This is a genomic window from Methylotetracoccus oryzae, assembly GCF_006175985.1.
Taxonomy (GTDB): domain Bacteria; phylum Pseudomonadota; class Gammaproteobacteria; order Methylococcales; family Methylococcaceae; genus Methylotetracoccus; species Methylotetracoccus oryzae.
Genome location: NZ_SRSH01000001.1, coordinates 290,141 through 310,943, shown reverse-complemented (window position 1 = coordinate 310,943; position 20,803 = coordinate 290,141). Strand labels below are relative to the sequence as shown.

Here is a 20,803-nt window from a genome sequence, read left to right as displayed (position 1 = left end):
GCGGATGAACCGGGAGGACCCGACTCGAACGGCTGGGCTTTGGCGGCCGACACAGTTTAACCGAATCGCGGCACGGTTCCCTCGTGGGCCGCGAGAGCCGCCATTCGGGGACAGGACCGATCCGTCGGTCAGGCAGCTGCGTCAACCCCCAATCAATTGCAGCTCCGAAAGCCGCGCATAGAGACCGCCGGATTGCTTCAGCGCATCGGGTCGTCCCTGTTCGACGATGCGGCCATGCTCCATGGCCACGATGCAGTCGGCGCGCTGCACCGTCGCGAGCCGGTGGGCGATGATCAGCGTCGTGCGTCCGGCCATGGCCGTCGCCAGCCCCTGTTGCACGAGACGCTCCGACTCGGCATCGAGCGACGAGGTGGCCTCATCCAACAGCAACAGCGGCGCGTTCTTCAGAATGGCACGCGCAATGGCGATACGCTGTCGCTGACCGCCGGAAAGCCGGATTCCGCGCTCGCCGAGGAAGGTCCGATAACCATCGGGGAGTCGCTGGATGAACTCGTCGGCCTGCGCATCGCGCGCGGCAGCGATCACTGCCTGGTCATCGGCGTCGGGCCGGCCGTAGCGGATGTTTTCCATCGCGTCGGCCGAGAAGATCACGGGCTCCTGCGGCACGACGGCGATGGCTCCGCGGAGTTCGTCCAGGGCGAGTGCACGGACGTCGGTACCGTTGAACCGCACGGCACCCTCGCTCACGTCGAAGAATCGCTGCAGCAGAAGGAACACCGTCGTCTTGCCCGCTCCCGATGGACCTATCAGGGCGACCGTCGCGCCCTCGTCGACTGCCAGATCGAAACCCGAGAGCGCGGCAATCTGCGGGCGTGACGGGTACCGGAAGCTAACGCGTTCGAAGCGGATGCCGGCTCGATGCACTTGCGGCAGTCGAACCGGCGCTGGCGACGGGCTCAGCGAGGGCACGGCATGCATCAGTTCCATCAGTCGCTCGGCAGCACCGGCAGCGCGCATGACGTCCCCCCACACTTCCGACAGTGTGCCTGCCGCTCCCGCGACGATGACGGCATACAGCACGAACGACGTCAGTTGGCCGCCGGTCATGCTGCCTTCCGCCACAGCGCGTGCGCCCAGCCACAGCACGAAGAGAATGGCGCCGAAGACCGCCATGATGACCAGCTGGGTCAGCAGGGCGCGCCATCGGGAGCGCGTCATCGCCGTCCGGAAGGCGGTTTCGACCAGCCCGGCGTAGCGGCGGGCCTCGATGTCCTCGTGCGTGTAGGACTGGACGGTGCTGGCGGCGTTCAGGATCTCTCCGGCGACGGCCGACGCGTCGGCGATACGATCCTGGGAGTCGCGCGACAGACGGCGAACGCGGCGTCCCAGGACGATCAGCGGCAATATCAGCGTGGCCAGCAGTCCGGCCGTGATCCCGAACAGCCGGAGGTCGGTGACGGCCAGCATGGCCAGACCGCCCAGAGCCTGAAACAGGCTCCGCAGACCCATCGAAGCCGAGGAACCGACCACTGTCTGGACCAGTGTCGCGTCGGCGCTCAGCCGGGACAGGATCTCGCCGGTCTGCAGCGTCTCGAAGAAGGCCGGCGACTGGCGCAGGACGCGCGCATAGATGGCGTTGCGGAGGTCGGCCGTGACCCGTTCACCCAGCCAGTTGACCAGGTAGTACCGCCCGGCGACGGCTGATGACCAGACCAGTCCGATGCCGAAGAGTGCGACGAACCGCCAATGCGCGCGTTCCATGGTTTCGGGCCCGGCGCCGGCGCGCAGGAACCCTTCATCGATGAGGTTGCGAAAGCCTGCGGGTACCATCAGGATCGAGGCCGAGCCGATGCACAGCAGGACGAAGGCGAGAGCGATGCGCAGCCGATAAGGCCGCAGGAAGGGCCCTAAAGTCTTCAGCGCCGAGATCCGCCGGGGCGCGTCCCCTGCGGGCATGGTTGATGGAGCCGTCACCTGGCCCGCACCGCGCTTAACGCGAGGCGAAACGGGCCGGCCTGACGGTCGGCGATCAGGATGCCGAGAGCCTTGGCCTGCGGGAACGCCAGCCCGGGTGCATGTTCGACGGGCCGGCCGCGACGGCGAGCAGTGAAATCACTCGCCGAGAAGCTTAACCACTCCCAGTGGCCTGATGTCACGAATGGCGCCTGATAGGTCAAGCCATTTTCGCAGGGTTCCGTTCTCAGCGTGATACGGTAGCGCTGCCCGTCTCCACGCAGATGCACGGAGAGGACGGTGGTCTCTGGCGGCAGCGCCAGCGGGCCGCGGAAGGAGGCGAATCCGCCGCCATTGGCGAGGGAAAGGGCGCCGGCGAAGATCAGTGCGTCGCCCTCATGCCTTACCCGGCTGGTCGAGATGCCGCCCATGACGTCGTCGTTGACGGTCTGGAAGGGAGCGACCGACAGGAAATCCGGGAACGAGAGGAGTGGTTGGTTCGGGTGGCTCATCGTTCGCGGCGTCTGGACTGTTGTGATGGTACCCCACCCTGCGGGGGGGCGGGAAGCAACGGGCGCCGTCGCATATCCTTGCACAGTGCGGGTGTCGCTCTTCAAATCGATCTTGACAAGCGGCCCAGCCAAAGCGATGGTGCGGTTTTCATGCCGCGCCGGCGGTCCGTCACGGGATGTTTCATGGAGACCAGGATGGAGGGTCCATTCGGAGGGTTGCTGAGGTCGTTGCGGGAAGCCAGCTTCGTCTGGCTGTTTGTCCTCACACTGCTGCTGCTGGTGGGCTATCCCCTGCTGCGAGGCCCCCTGATCCTGCATCTCTTGCGCGGCAGCCTGTTCGTCGCGATCTTCCTCCCCAGCATCATCGCCTATCGCCGCAGCCGAACACTGTTGTTCATCACGATGGTCTTGGTGCTGATATCGCAATTGACCCTGGTCATCGAGGTTACGACGGCTTCGGTCATGGCGGGCTTATGGCACAGTGCCGCGAATGCAGCCTACTTCGGCCTGATCATTTTCGTGCTGATGCGCTTTATCGGTCGGCAGCACTCGGTCACTCACAATGTCGTGTTTGCGGCTCAGGTGGTGTATGTGTTGTTGGCCTTCGTTTGGACCTTTGCCTTCGAGTTCCTCGAGGCGCTACAACCCGGCTCGTTCGCCCATGTCTCCGGAGCCGATGCGGATGAGGGCTGGCGAGCGGACTTTCTGTATTTCAGCCTGATCACCATCACGACCACCGGGTACGGCGACATCGTGCCATTGACGGCGCTGGCGCGGATGCTCACCACGCTGGAGGCTTTGGTCGGGCAGATCTATCTGGTCGTGATCGTCGCGATCATTGTGGGGTTGCGCACCGTTGAGATCGTCGAGAGTCGGCGTGCGCGAGATGCGCGCAAGGACTGAACTCGCATAGGGTCCTGCAGGGTGTCCTGCGCCGGCCACATGTCACGCGCGCGCCCGCAACTGGTAAGCTTAAGAACCGCGCGGATAACGGAGCATTCTGGACAGCGAACTGGTCCATGCTCGCTCCTCAGGAGTTGCGGTTCCGGTGCAGGAGCCCGCCCCGGTCCACGAGGTACTTTCCCAACTGGTAACAAACAGCCCGAATGGACGAGTATCCGGACAACATCGAAACCGAAACCTTCGGACGTACCGCGTACTTGCGGGAATTGCGTGCCGAGCATCGCCAGCTAGACGAGTTGATCCAGCGCTTGCAGTCCGAAGCCCTGACCGACGAGATTCAGGTGCGGCGACTGAAAAAGCACAAGCTGCGGCTCAAGGATCTGATCGCTCTGGCGGAGAGTGCCCTGATCCCCGATCTCGACGCGTAGGGATGCCCTTCTTGACGCAGGGTTTGCCTGTCGGCGCCGAGTCACCGAGGCAAGCACGCTTCGCAGGATCGATGCTTTTTCCGTCGCTGCCGAGGTGTGAGCGCGCTGACAGGCACTTAACCAAGAGCCGGGCATGGCGCGGCGCCTGGCCGCGTTCGCTGGTCTCAGGTTTGCGGGCTTCGTGCCATCTCTCGCGGAAAGCCGTCCATCGAGCGCAGTGCCGGAAATTTCCAAAGCCACAGGCCGACGACCAGCAGTGTTGCCGTGCCGCCGATCAGAATCGCGGGCACCAATCCGAACCAGGCTGCGGTCAGCCCCGACTCAAATTCCCCCAACTCGTTGGAAGCGCCGATGAACACGGAGTTCACGGCACTGACCCGACCACGGATGGCGTCGGGGGTGTCCAGCTGGATCAGTGTATGGCGGACATAGACGCCGACCATGTCGCCCGCACCCATCAAGCCCAGCGCGAGCAGCGATAGCCGGAAGTCGGTTGAGAGGCCGAGTCCAAGGGTTGCCGTGCCGAAGAGCGCAACGCCGGCGAACATGCTCAGGCCGACGCGCCGCGTGATGGGTTTGAACGCCAGCAGCAGTCCCGTACCCGCTGCGCCCAGGGCCATCGCAGTTCGTAACAGGCCGAGTTCGGCGGGCCCGACGCCGAGGACGTCGTTGGCATAGGCGGGCAATAACGCCGACGCGCCGCCGAATAGAACCGCGAACAGATCCAGCGAAATCGCACCCAGGATGACCGGCCGGGAACGCACATGACGCACGCCGTCGAGCAAGCGTTCCAGGCTTAGTGGACCGCTGACGGGGCGCGCTCGGCTTGGGCGCGTGCTGCTGATCAGGATGATGGCGATGCCGAGGAGTGACCCTGCCGACGCGTACACGGTGGTGGGCCCCCCAAGGTAAAGCAGGCCGCCGACGGCGGGTCCGGCGATGACCCCGAGCTGGAACGTGGATGAACTGAGGGCGACCGCTCGCTCGAAATCATCCCGGAGTACGAGATCCCGAAGTACCGCCTGGTTTGCGGGCATCAGGAATGCGCGGGCAGAGCCGTGCAGCGCCATGACCGCAAAGATCATCCCGACGTCGGCCTGCGGTACCGCACTGACTGCCATCAGCAACAACGCGCAGACGAGTTCCAGACCGTAACACAGTGCGATGATCCATTGCCGACTGAAGCGGTCCGCAGCGTGGCCGGCCAGCAGGACCAATGGGATTAACGGAGCGAACTGCGCCAGTCCCAGCCAGCCCAAGTCGAGCACGTTCCCCGTGAGGGCATACACCTGCCAGCTGACGCCGACGCTGATCATCTGCACGGCCATCGTGGCGAGTAGCCGGGCGCCGAGGAAGAGAGTCAGATTCGCGTAGCGAGGGATGGATGGGCGCGTCATCGGTGAGGGCGTTCGGCCAACGTCAACTGGTGTCGCTGAGCCTGAGGTTTGTGAAGTTAGCCGGCGCAGCAACCAACTGTTAACGCGTACGCAGGAATATCTCGCGGCGCCGGCTATGCTTCTTGTCGTTTTGGCTTCGTCTTTCACAAGGTCGGCCCGCGACAGGATGAATCGTCATGATCGCTCTTCCCATCACCGCAGCCCTGCTTACCTACTCCTGGGCATTGGTGCACACGCTCCATGTCTATCGCTGCTCCAGCTCGCAGCGCTCCCGCCTCGCCCGTCAACGAATCGAACGGTTGTTGCGGTCGCGTTAGTCGCCGTTCGCGGTGGGGGTATACAGGGCCCAACAGCCTGTGATGCCCCCGCCGAGTTCATCTCCTTCTTCCAGGAATCCCCCGCGGCAGGCGAGGCATTGACCGCGATCAGCGCTTGCAACTGTGTCGAGCGGCCCCCGCGGGAGACGCGGAGACATCGCGTAGCGCTGCGCTTCCGACCCGTTGACGGCAACCGGTACACTGGCGTCGAGACCGCTCGCGACCGGAGTCTGCGGGGCGCTTGTCAGTACCGCAGATCGGGCTTCCGCGTCCGGGATGCGAGCCAGTTCCAGGCACCGCCGAGCGCAACCATCGCGATGGCTGCCGATGCGAGATAGGCTGTCAGTTGGCCGATATCCGCTTGCATCAGGCCCGCACCGATCAGGGTCGCAGTGACACCCAACGGTAGAAACCCTAGCAGCGTACCCGCCCAGAAGGCGCCGTGAGTGACGGGCGACAAGGCCAGCAGGATGTCGTTGTAGAGGCCGCTAATGGGCATTTGACGTATCAGTATCACTGACCACCAGCCGGAGTCATCGATTTTCGCCGCCAGAGACTGCAGGCTCGGATAACGCGCCAACAGGTAATCGCGCGCGGTCCAGCGGGCTACGACAAACGCCCCATAAGCGCCCAGCACGGTGCCGAGATGGCTCCAAAGGAAACCCCAGGCACCTCCGAAGAGCACACCGCCAACCGCACAGAAGATCAGGCGCGGCATGCCGATCGCCGTCAGCAGCGCCGAACCGAGCGTGAAGATTGCCGGCGCCAGCACACCGACCTGAGCGAACCATTGCCGGATCTCCTCGACGTACTGCTGCCAGTCGCGAAACGCGGCGGCGAAAACCAGCGGCAGGCAGAACACCAGGCCCAGGAACAAGGATCGGGACCACGCCCGCAAACCGCGCCGCATTGATGAGCCTACCTTCATGATGTGGCCGATGACCGTTTGAAGCCCATGGAAGCGCAGGACGGCGTGCTATCGGGTGAACGTGAGTTGTTAATACGCGACACGCAATCGATCCGATCCAAGTGAATAAGCCATTATTTTACATGGAATGCCGCGGAGCGCCACCGGCGGCGGATTCCAGCTATGGCCGGAATCTGTCGCATACACGCATTTCAGGTTTGCTCCCAGCCTTCAGGTTTCAGGGCGGTCGCTCCTACGGCTCGTCACGCCGCAGCGGTCGCGCTGTCGTCAGCGGGCTCGCTGTCCGGCGGCGTCGGCTCCCGTTCCTGACCGAATCCGCCACCGCCCGGTGTTTCGACCACCAACACGTCGCCCTCCAGCGCAGTGCAGGCCGCGCGCCCGGACAAGTCCTCGCTCCGGCCGTCCGCTCGCACCAAGGTGTTGCGGCCCAGCGCACCGGGTTTGCCGCCGGCGAGGCCAAAGGGCGGGTGCAGCCGGTGGCTCGACAGCACGGCGAGATTCATCGGTTTCAGGAAGCGGATTCGCCGGATTACCCCGTTCCCGCCCCGATGACGGCCGGCGCCACCGCTTCCACGCCGGATCGAGAACGCTTCCAGGCGCACCGGAAAGCGGCTTTCGAGGATCTCCGGGTCGGTGATGCGTGAGTTGGTCATGTGGGTATGCACCGCATCGCAGCCGTCGAAGTCCGGTCCGGCGCCGGCACCGCCGCAAATGGTCTCGTAGTACTGGAGATCATCATCGCCGAAGGTGACGTTGTTCATGGTGCCCTGCGATGCGGCCATGATGCCCAGGGCGCCATACAAGGCATCGACGATGTATTGGGAAGTCTCCACATTCCCGGCAACGACCGCTGCGGGGGGGCGAGGATTCAGCATCGAACCGTCGGGAATCACGATCTCCAGCGGTCGCAGGCAGCCGGCATTGAGAGGAATGTCGCGCTTCACGAGGGTACGGAAGACATACAGTACTGCGGCGCGGCAGACCGCTGCCGGTGCGTTGAGATTGTTCGTCCGTTGCGGAGAGGTTCCGGTGAAATCGATGCAGGCTCGCTGCGCATCCCGATCCACCCGAATGTTCACACAGACCTCGGCCCCGTCGTCAAGCGGGTAGGAGAACGACCCGTCCGTCAGCGTCCCGATGACCTCGCGCACAGCGGTTTCGGCGTGGTCCTTGATATGCCCCATATACGCGGCGATGGTCGCGTGCGAATATTCGGCGACGAGCCGTCTCAATTCTTCGGCTCCCCTTTCGTTGGCCGCAACCTGCGCGCGAAGATCCGCCAGATTCTGGTCCGGGTTGCGGGCCGGGTACGCGTTCGCTCCCAGCCAGTCGCGGACAGCCGCTTCGTCGAAGCGTTGGCCGGCCACGATGCGAAGGCTTTCCGCGAGCACGCCTTCCTCCGCGATCGATACACTGTGCGGCGGCATCGAGCCTGGCGTCGGTCCGCCGACGTCGGCATGATGCCCGCGGCTGGCGACGTAGAACGCTGGTCGTTCGGCAGGGTCCAGGTAAACCGGCGTAACCACCGTGATGTCGGGCAGGTGCGTTCCGCCGTGGTACGGCGAGTTGGTCAGGTAGACGTCGCCGGGGCGCAGGCCCTGGCCAACCGCCTCCAGGAGGTTTCTGACACTTTCTCCCATCGACCCAAGGTGGACCGGGATGTGGGGCGCGTTGGCGATCAGTTCGCCGAGGTGGTCGAATACGGCGCAGGAGAAGTCGAGCCGCTCCTTGATGTTGACCGAATGCGCCGTGTTCTGCAGCGCAAACCCCATCTGTTCGGCGATGGCCATGAAGGCCTGGCTGAAGATTTCGAGCATCGCCGGATCGACGGCCGTGTCGCTGCCTGCGCGCCTGAACGCGGTTCCGATGCGCTGCAGGAGCAGGTCCTCGTTCGCGGATACCTCGGCCGACCAGCCCGGTTCGATGACGGTCGTTGCGGTGTCCTCGGCGATGATGGCAGGGCCGTCAAGGTGCATCCCGGGCGCCAACTCCGACCGCCGGTAAATGCCGGCCACGTGATGGCGGCCGCCGGAGTAGAACTGCGTCAAGGCACCGGGTGCCCCGGCACTCCGCGATCGCACGGCATGCGGCGGTTGGTCCATGGGCTCGCTGCTCCCGATCGCTTCGACCTCGACGCGTTCGATGACCAGCGGTTTGTCCGGAGCGACGAAGCCGAAGCGTTGACGGTGAGCGTCCGCGAAGCTCCGACGAATGGTCTGTTCCGTGCCCCACGGAATCGTCAAGGGTGTATCGGTCCAGGCATAGCGCAGCAGCAAGCGGCGCATCACGGACGTTTTTTCGCGCGTAATGCCTTGCGCTATCAGTTCGTTGCGGGCGGCAAGCTCCAACTCCGAGGCGAGTTGTTCGAGCTCGGCGATCAGTCCCGCGCGCAGTTCCGCGGCGATGGGCATCCCGCGTAGGGTCCGGTGGTCCGCGAGTCCCATGCCGTAGGCCGACAGCACACCGGCGAGCGGATGGATCAGAATGCGTCGAATGCCGAGCAGGTCCGCAATCTGGCAGGCGTGCTGGCCGCCTGCGGCGCCGAAAGAGCACAAGGTGTAGTCGCTGATGTCATGGCCGCGCTCGACCGAGATCTTGCGGATCGCATTGGCCATCCCTTCCGCCGCCACGTGCAGGAATCCTTCCGCAACGATTTCGGGTTGGACCGGTCGTCCGGTGGACGCGGCGATCTCCGCGGCAAGTTCAGCAAAGGCGGCCTGCACTCCGTCGCGGTCCAGTGCCTGGTTCCCATTCGGCCCGAACACGCGCGGAAAGAAGTCGGGATGGAGCTTACCGACCATCAGGTTTGCGTCGGTGACGCACAGCGGCCCGCCGCGGCGGTAGGCGACCGGTCCCGGACTGGCACCCGCCGACTCTGGGCCGACGCGGTAGCGACCGCCGTCGAAACGCAGTACCGAGCCCCCGCCGGCCGCGATCGTGTGGATGGCCATCAGCGGCAAGTGCACCCGAATGCCAGCGACCTCGGCTTCCTCGGTGCGCTCCAGTGCACCGGCATGGTGCGCCACGTCGGTGGACGTACCGCCCATGTCGAAGGTGATGATCTTCTCGCAGCCGCTTCGGCGAGCACTCGCGATGGCGCCGATGATGCCGCCAGCTGGTCCGGAAAGCAGGCTGTCCTTGCCGCCGAAGCGCGTCGCGTCGGTCAGCCCGCCATGGGATTGCATGAACGATAGCCGGCATGGGCCCGCGGAGCCGACCTGCCCGAGCACCCTCTCGAGGCCTGAGGCGAACCGCTCCACATACTGGCGCAGGACCGGTGACAGGTAAGCGTCCAGAACGGTGGTGTTGCCGCGGCTGACAAGCCGGATCGTCGGGCTGGTGCGGTGCGACAGAACGACATTGGTAAAACCGATGTCGGCGGCGACCTGGCCCACCAACGTCTCGTGCTCCGGATGGCGCCAGGCATGCATCAGGACCACGGCCACCGAACGCAGGCCATGTCGATAGGCCTGTTGCAGGCTGATCTCGACGTCGGCCAGTTCCAGGGGCTCGAGTTCGCTCCCGGCCGCATCGATGCGGCCGGATATCTCGATCGCGGCTGTGTAGAGTCGGTCGGGCAGCCGGATATCGAGTGCGAAGATATCGGGGCGGTTCTGGTAGCCGATCTGCAGGATGTCCCCAAAGCCGCGGTTGGTTACCAGAACGGTGGGTTCGCCCTTGCGCTCGAGCAGCGCGTTGGTGCCGACGGTCGTACCCATCTTGACTGCCGACACCCGGGTCGCGCTCTCCGCACGGCCCGTGAGGATCTCGGCGATCCCGTGAAGGGCCGCGTCCGCATAACGCTCGGGATTCTCGGACAGCAGCTTGCGCGCCTCAAGCACCCCGTCGGGTCTGCGCGCCACGATGTCGGTGAACGTACCGCCGCGGTCGATCCAGAACTCCCAGCCACGCTGCATGGGCGTCACCGAGGCGGGCGAGGGCGCTTGATCACCCCGCGATCGTTCGGGAAATTGACTCTTAAAACCGGATGTGTCCTAATTGTTTTCCTACGCTTTTGATCAACATATGGGAGAACGCCCGTGCGGTTAACGACGAAGGGGCGGTATGCCGTGACGGCGATGCTCGACCTTGCCTATCATAGCGAAAAGCGTCCGGTAACGCTGACGGACATCGCGAAGCGGCAAGACATATCGCTATCGTACCTGGAGCAGCTGTTCGCGCGCTTGCGGCGTGCCGGCATGGTTGAAGGTGTCCGCGGTCCCGGTGGTGGCTATCAGCTCAGCCGCGATGCGCAACTCATCAATGTCGCGGACATCATCCTCGCCGTTGACGAGCCGATCGATTCGACGCGCTGCGGGGGCAAGGCGAACTGCCAAAACAATCAGCCCTGCCTGACGCACGATCTCTGGATGGGTCTGAGCGACCAGATACGCAACTATCTGGCGACTATCAATCTGCACGATCTCCTGCAGCGTCGCAGCGTCCGCCAGGTCGCCGAGCGGCAGGACCGGCATGGCGCCGGTCAACCGATTGAGATGGCACTGCGGTCGGACGTGCAGGCCTTCGATACCGGCGGATGATCTATTTCGATCATAACGCCACGACACCGCTCGACGAGCGGGTCCGCGAGGCGATGGAACCGTATCTGTCCCGTTTGTACGGCAATGCCTCGAATCTTTACCGGCTTGGCCGGGTCTGTCGTGGGGCGGTGGAAGCGGCCCGGGAACAGGTCGCGGCACTGGTCGGTGCCGAACCCGCGGAGGTGACTTTCACTTCCGGCGGCACGGAGTCGAACAATCTCGCGATCAAGGGTTTGGCCTTCTCGATGAGGCCGGGTACCGTTGCGGTTGGGGCGACGGAACACCCTGCCGTCAGCGCGCCGGCGGCTTTCCTGCGGACGATGGGGTGGCGCGTGGAGACGCTGTCCGCCGGAGCCGATGGGGACATCGTTGCCGAACAGCTCGACCGCTTCAAGCCGGGCGGGCTCAGCTTCGCTTCGGTGATGTGGGCCAACAACGAGACCGGGGCGATCAGCGACATTCCGAAAATCGCCGGCGCGGTTCGCGAGCGGGGAGGTTTGTTGCACACTGATGCGGTGCAGGCTGCGGGTAAGGTGCCCGTCGATTTCCACCGATCGGGCGTTCACTTGATGTCCCTGTCGGCGCACAAGATATTCGGCCCCAAGGGTGCTGGCGCACTGATCTGCGATCCGGCGGTCTCCCTCGTGCCGCTGCTGCATGGCGGCGGACAGGAACGCGGGCTGCGCGGCGGCACCGAGAACGTTCCGGCGATCGTGGGCTTTGGGAAGGCCGCGGAACTGGCGCGCAGCGCGCTCGACGAGCGCAGCAGGCATACCCGGCAACTGCGGGAGCGCCTCGAACAGGGATTGGCTGCGATGCCGGGCATCACGCTGTTTGCCGAGCATGGGGCGAGATTGCCGAACACCGTGCAGTTCGCACTGCATGGTTATGATGGCGAGATGCTGGTCATGACGCTTGATCGTGCCGGATTCGCCGTGTCGAGCGGATCAGCCTGCGGCAGTGGTGTGGACGAACCCAGTCCGGTGCTGCTGGCGATGGGCGTGGAACCCGCCGTCGCCAAGGGAGCAGTGCGAGTGAGTCTGGGGCCCGCGAACTCCGGGCAGGAGGTCGACCAGTTTCTCGCCGCGTTGCAGCAGTTTGCCGCGCAGACGGGTGCCGAGCACTGGCCACGTGCCGCGAGTGCCTGATCCGGTCGGTAGCTTGACCGAGGCTTCGCGCCACCGGGCACTCGCTGGATCGCTAAGCCTGTTGGCGGCCCCACGCCCGACAGCCAATACGCATCGATTGAGAGAGGTGAGAACATGACATTGACGGTGACCGAGAGTGCGGCGCGGCAGATCAACAAACAACTGGCGCGGCGCAGTGACGCGATTGGCCTCCGGCTCGGGGTTAAGAAATCGGGCTGTTCCGGTTTCGCGTATGTGATCGACTATGCCGATTCCGTGCTGCCGGAGGATGCAGTGTTCGAGCAGCATGGCGTCAAGGTCGTCGTCAGTCAGGATGCCTTACCGTATCTGGACGGTATCGAAGTCGACTATCGGCGGGAGGGGCTCAACGAAGCGTATCGCTTCAATAATCCCAATGTGAAGGCCAGCTGCGGTTGCGGCGAGAGTTTCACGATCTAGCCCTCCCCAGGCGAAAGCCTTACCAAGGCGCGCCGATTCCTTTACAATCCGCAGGCTAAATCGGGCTCTCGCGGCTCAAGTTGCCTTATCTCCGCCAAGCATAGCGGTTCGACGACGTTCCTTTGCCGCGCTCCAGCCTTAGGATGGCGGTGCCATACCCCGTATCGCCCCTAACCGATTCCAGACTCATCCAAACTTTCTTAAGGAGTGCCAAGCATGGCGGTTGAACGTACGCTGTCGATCATCAAGCCCGATGCCGTTGCGAAGAACGTCATTGGGGAAATCTACAGCCGCTTCGAGAAGGCAGGGCTCAAGGTAGTCGCGGCAAAGATGAAGCAGTTGAGCCGCGCCGATGCGGAAGGCTTCTATGCAGTGCACAAGGCGCGGCCGTTCTTCAACGACTTGGTCGCCTTCATGATCAGCGGGCCGGTCATGATCCAGGTGCTCGAGGGCGAAAATGCCATCGCTGCGCATCGCGACATCATGGGCGCCACGAATCCCAAAGAAGCGGCTCCGGGAACGATTCGCGCCGACTTCGCGGTGAGTATCGACGAGAACGCCGTGCACGGTTCCGACGGCAGCGACACGGCAGCGCAGGAGATTGCGTACTTCTTCAACAGCGATGAACTCTGCCCCCGCACCCGCTGAGGTAACTGCTCCGGTCAACCTGCTCGATTTGGATCGGGAGGGACTGGAGGCATATTTTCGGCAGATCGGCGAGAAGCCGTTCCGTGCCCAGCAGGTGCTGCAATGGCTCCACCAGCGCGGCGCGGACGGTTTCGATGCGATGACCAATCTGAGCAAGGGTCTCCGGGACCGGCTTGCGGAGCAATGCGTGATCCGGGCGCCCGAGGTGGTGCACGAGCAGGCCTCGGCCGACGGCACACGGAAATGGCTGATGGAGGTTGATCCGGTCAATCGGATCGAAACGGTCTTCATCCCCGAACCGGGTCGCGGCACGCTGTGCGTGTCCTCGCAGGTCGGCTGCGCCCTGGCCTGCTCCTTCTGCTCGACGGCGCGTCAGGGCTTTAACCGCAACCTCCGCGTCGCCGAAATCATCGGGCAACTCTGGGTTGCGTCCCGCGCGTTGGGCGATCAGCAGCGCATCACCAATGTCGTGTTGATGGGCATGGGCGAACCGCTGCTCAACTTCGACAATGTCGTCACAGCCACCCGGCTGATGATGGATGATTTTGCCTATGGCCTGTCCAAACGCCGGGTGACGCTCAGCACTTCGGGCGTGGTGCCCGCTCTGGACAGGCTGCGAATGGTCAGCGACATCAGCCTCGCGGTTTCCCTGCATGCGACCGATGACGTGCTGCGCGACGAACTGGTGCCGATCAATCGCAAGTACCCCATACGGGACCTGATCGCGGCCTGCAAGCGCTACGTGGGGCGCGACAGCCGGCGCAAGATCACATTCGAATATGTCATGCTCGACGGCGTCAATGACACACCGGCCCACGCGCGGGCACTGGTGCGCCTGCTCAGCCATGTTCCGTCCAAGGTCAACCTGATCCCGTTCAACCCGTTCCCGAACTCCGGCTATCAATGCTCCACCCCCGCAGCCATCGAGCGTTTCGGCGACATCCTGCGTGAGGCCGGTCTGGTCACGACCCGACGGAAAACGCGCGGCGAGGATATCGATGCGGCCTGCGGGCAGCTGGTCGGAGAGGTCCGGCAGCGCGGAAACAGCCAGCGCTTCCAGAGAATTCATTCGGTAGGTCAATGAATGGTTGGCTCGTTGGACTCTCTCTGGGAATCGCGGCGATGAACGTCGCCTGCGAGAGCACGCCCGAGCCGCCGCCTCCGCTGGAGATTCCCAAGCCGGGATCCGTGGGGGATCCCTACGCTTCTCTGAGTGAGTCCGACGTCTATGTACAACTCGGCGTACAGTACATGGAGCAGGGTTCGCTCGCCGTTGCCCTGCAGGATCTGACCCGGGCGATCGAGGCCGACAGCGGCAACAGCGAAGCCTACAATGCCCTCGCGGTATTGTACGAGCGGCTGAATCGACTACCGGACGCCGAGCAAAACTTCCAGAAGGCCTTGTCCCTGGACGCCGATAATTTCAGTGCCCGCAACAACTACGGACGTTACCTCTGCGCTCGCGGACGCGTCAACGAAGGCATGGCGCAGGTCCAGCGCGTTATCGCCGAGCCGCTGTACCAGCAGCCCTGGATCCCACTGACCAACGCCGGGTTGTGCGCACGGGCGGCCGGGCAGAACGCCGCCGCCGAAGACTTTTTTCGTCGGGCGCTCGAACGCAACCCACAGTTCGCGCCGGCCTTGTTCGAAATGGCGAAGCTCAATTTCACCAGCCGGCGTTATGCCGCCGCACGGGTTTTCCTCGATCGCTACCGCGGCCTTGTGCGTCAGTCCCCCGAGTCGCTCTGGCTGGCTGCGCAGACGGAGCTCGCCCTCGGCGACCGAACGGCTGCGCAGACCCATGTCGATCAGCTGCAGCGGCAGTATCCCGACAGCCGCGAGGCGCACGTCGCCGCCGGGACGCTGGCGGGTCACTGATGAAAGTGCGCTTCCTCCGATAATCACCCCAATTGCCGCGATGACAGAGAAGGTACAGGCCATACGCGGGATGCACGACATCCTGCCCGATCGGACTCCCGCTTGGCAGCGTCTCGAAGCCGAAGTGCGCCGAGTGATGGGAGCCTATGGATACGGCGAGATCCGGCTGCCGATCGTCGAGAAGACCGAACTGTTCCAGCGCTCGATCGGTGAGGTGACGGACATCGTCGAGAAGGAGATGTACACCTTTGCCGACCGCAATGGAGACTCGCTGACGCTCAGGCCGGAGGGAACGGCCGGCTGTTTGCGCGCCTGCCTGGAACACGGTCTGCTGCATAATCAGGTGCTGCGACTGTGGTACGGTGGTCCGATGTTTCGGCACGAGCGGCCACAGAAAGGGCGCTACCGGCAGTTTCATCAGATCGGGGTGGAGGCCTACGGCATGCCGGGGCCCGATATCGATGCCGAGGTCATCCTGCTGAGCCGCCGGCTGTGGTCGGCGCTGAATCTCGCGGGTCGCCTGGAACTGCAACTGAACTCGCTGGGCACGCTGGAAGAACGTCTCGCCTATCGTGCCGAACTGGTGGATTACTTCGGCCGTTATCGCGCCCTGCTCGATCCCGACAGCCTGCGCCGCCTCGAAACGAATCCGCTGCGTATTCTCGACAGCAAGAACCCCGATCTGGCCGCGCTGATAGCCGACGCTCCGGCCTTCAGCGACTTTCTCGGTGACGAGTCGCGGCGCCATTTCGACGGTCTGCGCGAAAGGCTGGAACTCGCGGGGCTGGCCTACGTACTCAATCCGCGGCTGGTACGCGGCCTGGACTACTACTGCAAGACCGTGTTCGAGTGGGTGACGACCGAACTGGGAGCGCAGGGCACGGTGTGTGCGGGCGGCCGCTACGACGGGTTGATTGAGCAGCTCGGTGGACGCGGTTCGGCGGCCATCGGTTTCGCGCTGGGCGTCGAGCGGCTCATCGAAATGCTGGACGATGGGGCGGCGGGCCTCGATGTCGCGGCACCGCATGTCTACCTTATCCAGGTGGGAGAAAGCGCCGAGCGGCATGGCGGCGTCCTGGCCGAAAGACTGCGCGACGCACTTCCTCATCTGCAACTGGTCGCCAATTGCGGTGCCGGCAGCTTCAAGTCACAGTTCAAGCGCGCTGACCGCAGCGGTGCCGCGCTCGCGCTGATCCTGGGTGAGGATGAGGCGCGTGTGGGCTTGATCGGCGTGAAGCCGCTGCGCGGTGGCGGTGATCAGACAACCGTGGAGCAGTCGGTGCTGCCGCAGTATCTCCGCGATTTTTTCCGATTCTGAGGGATACACGATGGATGATTATTTGACCGAGGAAGAACGCGTCGAGGCGCTGAAGCGCTGGTGGAAGGAGAATGCGCGTTCGGTCGTGTTCGGGGTGGGCTTCGGGGCCTTGATCGTCGCCGGCTGGAATGTCTGGCAGAGCCGCCAGCAGCAAACCGCCGAGCAGGCATCGGGCGTGTTTCAGCAACTGCTGAAGGCCGATGATGACAAGCAATCCGAAGCGGCGCTGAAGCTCAGCCAGCGTTTGGCAGACGAGTTTCCGTCGACGGCCTACGCATGGTATGGGCGGCTGTTCAGTGCGAAGTACAAGACGGCCGGCGGCGATCTCGTGGGTGCCCGGGATCAACTGCTGACCGTTCTGGCGAACGCCAAGGACGATAATCTAAAGGCGCTGGCCCGGTTGCGAGCCGCACAGGTGATGCTGGCTCTGCATCAGGAGGAAGAGGGCCTGAAACTGATCGACGCGCCGGAAGCCAAGAAGGCTGAGGCCTATCAAGGACTCTACGCCGAACTGAAGGGGGATCTGCTGCTGTCGCTGGCCCGTACCGAGGAGGCGAGGACTGCGTATCTCCAGGCCAAACAACTGGGCCAAATCTCGCCCTTGCTCGAGCTGAAACTCCAGGATCTGGCGGCGCCGAAATCGTGACGCGCCTTGCTCTATTGCTGCTGAGTGCCTTGCTGGCGGGCTGTGCCGGCCTCGGTGCGCTGAAGGAGGGGTTCAGCGGGCTGACCGAACTGTTCGATACCACCGAGCCGGTCGATCCGCCCGTCGAATTGGCCGAAATCACGCCGACCCTGTCGGTGCGGACGCTGTGGGACCACGACATCGGCAAAGGTTACGATGGGCAGTACGTCAACCTGCGTCCGGCGGTGGACTCGGGTCGTGTTTTCATAGCCGATCGCCGCGGGTACCTTGTGGCTTACGATCGGTCTACCGGCAACGAGCTGTGGTCGACCGAAGTCGAGCTGACGCTGACGGCCGGCCCCGCCATCGGCAAGACCGTGCTCGTGGTGGCATCGAACAATGGCGATGTGCTTGCGATCAACCCCGATAGCGGTGAGATCGCCTGGCGCACCAGCGTCAGTAGCGAAGTCCTCGCCTTCCCGCAGATCAACCGGGGGCGTGTGTTGGTGCGCAGCAATGACGGCCGCATCGCGGCGCTGGATGAAAAGACCGGTACCACACTGTGGTCCCACGAACGCTCGGTCCCGCCGTTGTCGGTGCGTAGCCGGGGCGCCCCGGTTATCGCCGGTGACCTCGTGCTGGACGGTTACGCGAGCGGCAAGCTGATGGCGCTGCGCTTCGAAGACGGCAAGCAGGAGTGGGAGGCGGTCATTGCGATTCCCCATGGACGTTCCGAGATCGAGCGGCTCGTCGACATCGACTCGACGCCGGTCATCAAGGGTGACACGGCCTACGTCTCCGGTTACCAGGGCGGCATCGCGTCGGTCGGGCTGAGCAATGGCGAGGTGCTCTGGCGACGAGAGAACCTGTCCACGCCCACGGGGCTGTCGGCGGACCGACGTTTCCTCTATCTGACGGATCCGGTCAGCGACGTATGGCAACTGGATGTCGGCAACGGCGGTGACCTCTGGAAGCAGACCGCCTTGCATCAACGGCGGCTGACTGCGCCCGTTCCGGTGCGAAACTGGCTCGTCGTCGGCGACATGGAAGGATATCTGCATTTCCTGTCCAAGGATGATGGCAGCGTCGCCGGCCGGATCCAGATCGACGACACCCCGATCGAGGCCCCGCCAGTGGTATTTGACGATGTCGTGTATGCCTACAGTTCCGGTGGCACGCTCGCCGCAGTGAGCCTCGACTGATGGGCTTGCCGGTTGTCGCGCTGGTCGGGCGTCCGAATGTCGGCAAGTCGACGCTGTTCAATGTCCTGACGCGCAGCCGCGATGCCTTGGTCGCCGATTACCCGGGCCTGACCCGGGATCGACGGTACGGTCGCGCGCAACTGGGTGAACGTCGCTTCCTGGTCGTCGACACTGGAGGTATGGTGGAGATGGCCGATGGCATCGACGAGATGTCCATGCGGCAGGTCGATGCTGCGCTCCAGGAGGCCGATGTCATCCTGTTTCTGGTCGATGCGCGCGCCGGCCTGAACGTCAGCGATCAGTACTTCTCCGAACGACTGCGCCGGATGGGCAAGCCGCTGGTGGTCGTCGCGAATAAGGTCGATGGTCTGCGTAGCGACGTCGTGACGGCTGACTTCCATGGGCTCGGGCTAGGCGAGCCACTGCCGATCGCCGCCGCGCATGGCTCCGGGATGGAGGCATTGCAGTCCCGGCTGGACGAGTTGCTACCACGGGCAGACGCCGAGGCCGAGGCATCCGGCCCGCCCGGTATACGGATTGCTGTCGTCGGCCGTCCGAATGTCGGCAAGTCCACGCTCGTGAATCGTATCCTCGGTGAGCAGCGGGTGGTCGTCTTCGACCAGCCCGGTACGACACGAGACAGTATCGACGTACCATTCGAAAAGGACGGCAAGGCCTATGTGCTGATCGACACCGCCGGTCTGCGGCGCCGTGCCAGAGTCTCGGAGGTCATCGAGAAATTCAGCGCGATCAAGGCGCTGAAAGCCGTCGAGCAGGCTGAGGTGGTGATCTACCTGGTCGATGCCAGCGAAGGCGTCACTGACCAGGATGCCAACTTGCTCGGGCTCGTCGTCGAGATGGGGCGTGGTCTGCTGATCGCACTGAACAAGTGGGACGGTCTGACCGGGGATCAAAGGGAACGCGTGCGACGGCAAATCGACGTCAAGCTGCCCTTCATCGATTTCGCCGAGAAGCATTTCATCTCGGCCCTGCACGGCACCGGCGTCGGGCACCTGCTCGAGGCGGTCGACCTGATACACCGTTCCGTCGTCGCGGCCTTTCCGACCTCGCTGCTGACGCGCCTGCTGCAGGAGTTCCAGGCCGACCATCAGCCGCCACTGGTAAGGGGGCGCCGAATCCGCCTCAAGGTGGCCCATATGGGTGGGCACAACCCGCCGACGATCGTGATACACGGAAATCAGACCGACGAGTTGCCCGGTGCCTATCGCCGCTACCTGATGAACGCCTTTCGCGCCGCGCTGGACTTGCAGAGCGTACCGGTGCGTCTCGATTTCCGCAGTTCGCTCAACCCGTTCAAGGGCCGCAAGAACGAACTGACGGAAAGACAGGTGCGCAGTCGTCGCCGCATGATGCGGCACGTCAAGAAAAAGCGCTGAGTCCGCTCATTCCGCTCATGCGGATAGGGTCGGTTTGCTAGCCGACAGCGGTGCCGCGGGACAGCAGCGCGGACACCTCGGCCTGAGTCGGTATCGCCGGCCGGGCACCGAGGCGCTCACAGCACAGCGCGCCGGCGGCACTGGCCAGGCGCAGCAACTCTGCCCACGGGAGCCCCGCTGCCAGGCCGGCGGCGAATGCCCCGTGGAAGGTATCGCCCGCACCGGTCGTGTCAACCGCGTGTATCTCAAACGCGGTCAGCGTGCCCTGCTCCCCGCCGATGCGCCAGATCAAGCCGCGTTCCCCCAGCGTGATGACCACCGCCGGTGCGACCTGCGCGAGCCGGCCGAGGGCCTCTGCTGGGTCGTCCTTCTGCAACCACTGCGCCGCAAATTTTTCGGAGCAGACCAGGTGGTCGACGTGTCCCATCAACGCCTGCGTTCCCCGATGTAGCGACCCGGCATCGAGCACGGTGATGGCCGAGCCGGCGCGCCGGATATCGGTGGCCAGTGGGGTCGAGATGTCGGGCTCGTGGCCGTCGAACAGCACGACCCTGGGTGCCAGAGGCGAAAAGTCGATCGCATCAGCCCGGAGCGCCTCCGTTCCGCCCTTGTAGTTGACCAGGGCACGACGCCCGTCCGGCTTCACGAGAACCACCGAGAGCGGTGTCGGGCTGCTGCCGCGGACCACGAGCCGCGTGTCCACACGCGCGTGCTGCAGTTCCTCGAGATGCGTGGAGCCGTAAAGATCTTGTCCGAGATAGCCGGCAAAGGCCGCGCGTGAACCCAGGCGGGCCGCCGTGACAGCAGCGTTCGCGGCCGGCCCACCGCCGCAGCCAAGCAGGCTATCCGCAAAGAGCTTTTCGTCCGCATCCGGGTGGTGCGGCACGCTGAGTACCAGATCGAAGGAGGCGTGCCCGACGCAGAGGACGTCGAGTGTAGCAGGGGAAGACGACTTGGCCATGAACCGTTTTCTGCTCCAGATTCCTAATCGTGGCGGACGGAGATCCGGCGGAAGCTCATCCCCCGCCAGAAAGATCGGTGTAGATGCCGGACGGGGCCATTTAGCGCGCTCTGAGCGGCTTCGCCGCGCCTCCCGTGATAAGTGGTGAGCGATGCGCTCGTCCGGCCTTGCGGCCGCGTGACCCGAGTAGCGGTTCGCTGATCGCACTGCCCGGCAGCGACCCGGACCGGGCAAGGCGGGGCCCGGCC

The 20,803-nt window shown here is 64.3% G+C and carries 19 protein-coding genes; 13 read left to right on the top strand and 6 right to left on the bottom strand.

What is annotated here, in order from left to right:
* Nucleotides 1-141 precede the first annotated feature (141 nt).
* Together BWR02_RS01415 and BWR02_RS20770 are read right to left on the bottom strand one after the other, a co-directional pair.
* Nucleotides 142-1,917: an ABC transporter transmembrane domain-containing protein gene (locus tag BWR02_RS01415; RefSeq protein ID WP_139555977.1), complete on the bottom strand. Its 1,776-nt coding sequence runs from the start codon at nt 1,915-1,917 to the stop codon at nt 142-144.
* 14 nt (nt 1,918-1,931) lie between these two features.
* Nucleotides 1,932-2,426, bottom strand: a complete 495-nt coding sequence (locus BWR02_RS20770) for a CIA30 family protein (RefSeq protein WP_162559966.1) — start codon at nt 2,424-2,426, stop codon at nt 1,932-1,934.
* 195 nt (nt 2,427-2,621) lie between these two features.
* Here BWR02_RS20770 and BWR02_RS01405 point away from each other — a divergent pair, with 195 nt between their 5' ends.
* Together BWR02_RS01405 and BWR02_RS01400 are read left to right on the top strand one after the other, a co-directional pair.
* Nucleotides 2,622-3,329, top strand: coding sequence for a potassium channel family protein (locus BWR02_RS01405; protein ID WP_162559965.1), 708 nt, complete (start codon nt 2,622-2,624; stop codon nt 3,327-3,329).
* Nucleotides 3,330-3,532: 203 nt separating this feature from the next.
* A complete protein-coding gene (locus BWR02_RS01400) occupies nt 3,533-3,757 on the top strand; it encodes a YdcH family protein (protein ID WP_139555975.1) in 225 nt (74 codons plus the stop codon).
* A 164-nt stretch (nt 3,758-3,921) separates the two neighbouring features.
* On the opposite strand, the gene BWR02_RS01395 is transcribed toward BWR02_RS01400, so the two are convergent.
* Entirely contained in the window at nt 3,922-5,154 is a 1,233-nt protein-coding gene (locus tag BWR02_RS01395) for an MFS transporter (RefSeq protein ID WP_139555974.1), read from the bottom strand.
* Between the two features lie 176 nt (nt 5,155-5,330).
* On the opposite strand from BWR02_RS01395, the gene BWR02_RS20765 reads away from it, so the two are divergent.
* Nucleotides 5,331-5,471, top strand: coding sequence for a hypothetical protein (locus BWR02_RS20765; RefSeq protein ID WP_162559964.1), 141 nt, complete (start codon nt 5,331-5,333; stop codon nt 5,469-5,471).
* Between the two features lie 244 nt (nt 5,472-5,715).
* On the opposite strand, the gene BWR02_RS01390 is transcribed toward BWR02_RS20765, so the two are convergent.
* Nucleotides 5,716-6,399: a TVP38/TMEM64 family protein gene (locus tag BWR02_RS01390; RefSeq protein ID WP_236101811.1), complete on the bottom strand. Its 684-nt coding sequence runs from the start codon at nt 6,397-6,399 to the stop codon at nt 5,716-5,718.
* 242 nt (nt 6,400-6,641) lie between these two features.
* Nucleotides 6,642-10,316 carry a hydantoinase B/oxoprolinase family protein gene (locus BWR02_RS01385; RefSeq protein WP_139555973.1) on the bottom strand — a complete coding sequence of 1,225 codons (3,675 nt, stop codon included), beginning with the start codon at nt 10,314-10,316 and terminating at the stop codon, nt 6,642-6,644.
* Between the two features lie 123 nt (nt 10,317-10,439).
* On the opposite strand from BWR02_RS01385, the gene BWR02_RS01380 reads away from it, so the two are divergent.
* From BWR02_RS01380 to der, 10 genes are all read left to right on the top strand, one after another.
* Nucleotides 10,440-10,940 carry a Fe-S cluster assembly transcription factor gene (locus BWR02_RS01380; protein WP_129883025.1) on the top strand — a complete coding sequence of 167 codons (501 nt, stop codon included), beginning with the start codon at nt 10,440-10,442 and terminating at the stop codon, nt 10,938-10,940.
* The gene (locus BWR02_RS01375) at nt 10,937-12,088 is read left to right on the top strand and encodes a cysteine desulfurase family protein (RefSeq protein WP_139555972.1); all 1,152 of its coding nucleotides are present in this window, start codon (nt 10,937-10,939) and stop codon (nt 12,086-12,088) included. Before BWR02_RS01380 ends, BWR02_RS01375 begins: the two co-directional genes overlap by 4 nt.
* A 114-nt stretch (nt 12,089-12,202) precedes the next feature.
* Nucleotides 12,203-12,526, top strand: a complete 324-nt coding sequence (locus tag BWR02_RS01370; protein WP_139555971.1) for a HesB/IscA family protein — start codon at nt 12,203-12,205, stop codon at nt 12,524-12,526.
* Between the two features lie 216 nt (nt 12,527-12,742).
* On the top strand, nt 12,743-13,174 hold the full coding sequence (ndk, locus tag BWR02_RS01365) for a nucleoside-diphosphate kinase (RefSeq protein WP_139555970.1): 432 nt from the start codon (nt 12,743-12,745) through the stop codon (nt 13,172-13,174).
* Nucleotides 13,149-14,258: a dual-specificity RNA methyltransferase RlmN gene (rlmN, locus tag BWR02_RS01360; protein WP_139555969.1), complete on the top strand. Its 1,110-nt coding sequence runs from the start codon at nt 13,149-13,151 to the stop codon at nt 14,256-14,258. The genes ndk and rlmN overlap by 26 nt, the downstream gene beginning before the upstream one ends.
* Before the next feature lie 38 nt (nt 14,259-14,296).
* Nucleotides 14,297-15,052, top strand: a complete 756-nt coding sequence (pilW, locus tag BWR02_RS01355; protein WP_236101809.1) for a type IV pilus biogenesis/stability protein PilW — start codon at nt 14,297-14,299, stop codon at nt 15,050-15,052.
* A gap of 40 nt (nt 15,053-15,092) precedes the next feature.
* Complete coding sequence (gene hisS, locus BWR02_RS01350) at nt 15,093-16,370, top strand: histidine--tRNA ligase (RefSeq protein WP_139555967.1); 1,278 nt, start codon at nt 15,093-15,095, stop codon at nt 16,368-16,370.
* 10 nt (nt 16,371-16,380) lie between these two features.
* Entirely contained in the window at nt 16,381-17,016 is a 636-nt protein-coding gene (locus BWR02_RS01345) for a YfgM family protein (protein ID WP_139555966.1), read from the top strand.
* A complete protein-coding gene (gene bamB, locus BWR02_RS01340) occupies nt 17,013-18,197 on the top strand; it encodes an outer membrane protein assembly factor BamB (protein WP_139555965.1) in 1,185 nt (394 codons plus the stop codon). Before BWR02_RS01345 ends, bamB begins: the two co-directional genes overlap by 4 nt.
* Entirely contained in the window at nt 18,197-19,594 is a 1,398-nt protein-coding gene (gene der / locus BWR02_RS01335; protein WP_139555964.1) for a ribosome biogenesis GTPase Der, read from the top strand. Before bamB ends, der begins: the two co-directional genes overlap by 1 nt.
* 37 nt (nt 19,595-19,631) lie before the next feature.
* Here the strand turns inward: der and BWR02_RS01330 are convergent, their stop codons facing one another.
* Nucleotides 19,632-20,555, bottom strand: coding sequence for a carbohydrate kinase family protein (locus tag BWR02_RS01330; RefSeq protein ID WP_139555963.1), 924 nt, complete (start codon nt 20,553-20,555; stop codon nt 19,632-19,634).
* Between the last annotated feature and the right edge of the window lie 248 nt (nt 20,556-20,803).

Coding starts and splice junctions, on each gene's coding strand:
- BWR02_RS01375 (WP_139555972.1), top strand. CDS start 10,937: ATGATCTATTTCGATCATAACGCCACGACACCGCTCGACGAGCGGGTC.
- BWR02_RS20765 (WP_162559964.1), top strand. CDS start 5,331: ATGATCGCTCTTCCCATCACCGCAGCCCTGCTTACCTACTCCTGGGCA.
- rlmN (WP_139555969.1), top strand. CDS start 13,149: ATGAACTCTGCCCCCGCACCCGCTGAGGTAACTGCTCCGGTCAACCTG.
- BWR02_RS01415 (WP_139555977.1), bottom strand. CDS start 1,917: ATGCCCGCAGGGGACGCGCCCCGGCGGATCTCGGCGCTGAAGACTTTA.
- BWR02_RS01390 (WP_236101811.1), bottom strand. CDS start 6,399: ATGAAGGTAGGCTCATCAATGCGGCGCGGTTTGCGGGCGTGGTCCCGA.
- ndk (WP_139555970.1), top strand. CDS start 12,743: ATGGCGGTTGAACGTACGCTGTCGATCATCAAGCCCGATGCCGTTGCG.
- BWR02_RS01370 (WP_139555971.1), top strand. CDS start 12,203: ATGACATTGACGGTGACCGAGAGTGCGGCGCGGCAGATCAACAAACAA.
- BWR02_RS01345 (WP_139555966.1), top strand. CDS start 16,381: ATGGATGATTATTTGACCGAGGAAGAACGCGTCGAGGCGCTGAAGCGC.
- BWR02_RS01400 (WP_139555975.1), top strand. CDS start 3,533: ATGGACGAGTATCCGGACAACATCGAAACCGAAACCTTCGGACGTACC.
- hisS (WP_139555967.1), top strand. CDS start 15,093: ATGACAGAGAAGGTACAGGCCATACGCGGGATGCACGACATCCTGCCC.
- BWR02_RS01395 (WP_139555974.1), bottom strand. CDS start 5,154: ATGACGCGCCCATCCATCCCTCGCTACGCGAATCTGACTCTCTTCCTC.
- der (WP_139555964.1), top strand. CDS start 18,197: ATGGGCTTGCCGGTTGTCGCGCTGGTCGGGCGTCCGAATGTCGGCAAG.
- BWR02_RS20770 (WP_162559966.1), bottom strand. CDS start 2,426: ATGAGCCACCCGAACCAACCACTCCTCTCGTTCCCGGATTTCCTGTCG.
- pilW (WP_236101809.1), top strand. CDS start 14,297: ATGAACGTCGCCTGCGAGAGCACGCCCGAGCCGCCGCCTCCGCTGGAG.
- BWR02_RS01385 (WP_139555973.1), bottom strand. CDS start 10,316: ATGCAGCGTGGCTGGGAGTTCTGGATCGACCGCGGCGGTACGTTCACC.
- BWR02_RS01330 (WP_139555963.1), bottom strand. CDS start 20,555: ATGGCCAAGTCGTCTTCCCCTGCTACACTCGACGTCCTCTGCGTCGGG.
- BWR02_RS01405 (WP_162559965.1), top strand. CDS start 2,622: ATGGAGGGTCCATTCGGAGGGTTGCTGAGGTCGTTGCGGGAAGCCAGC.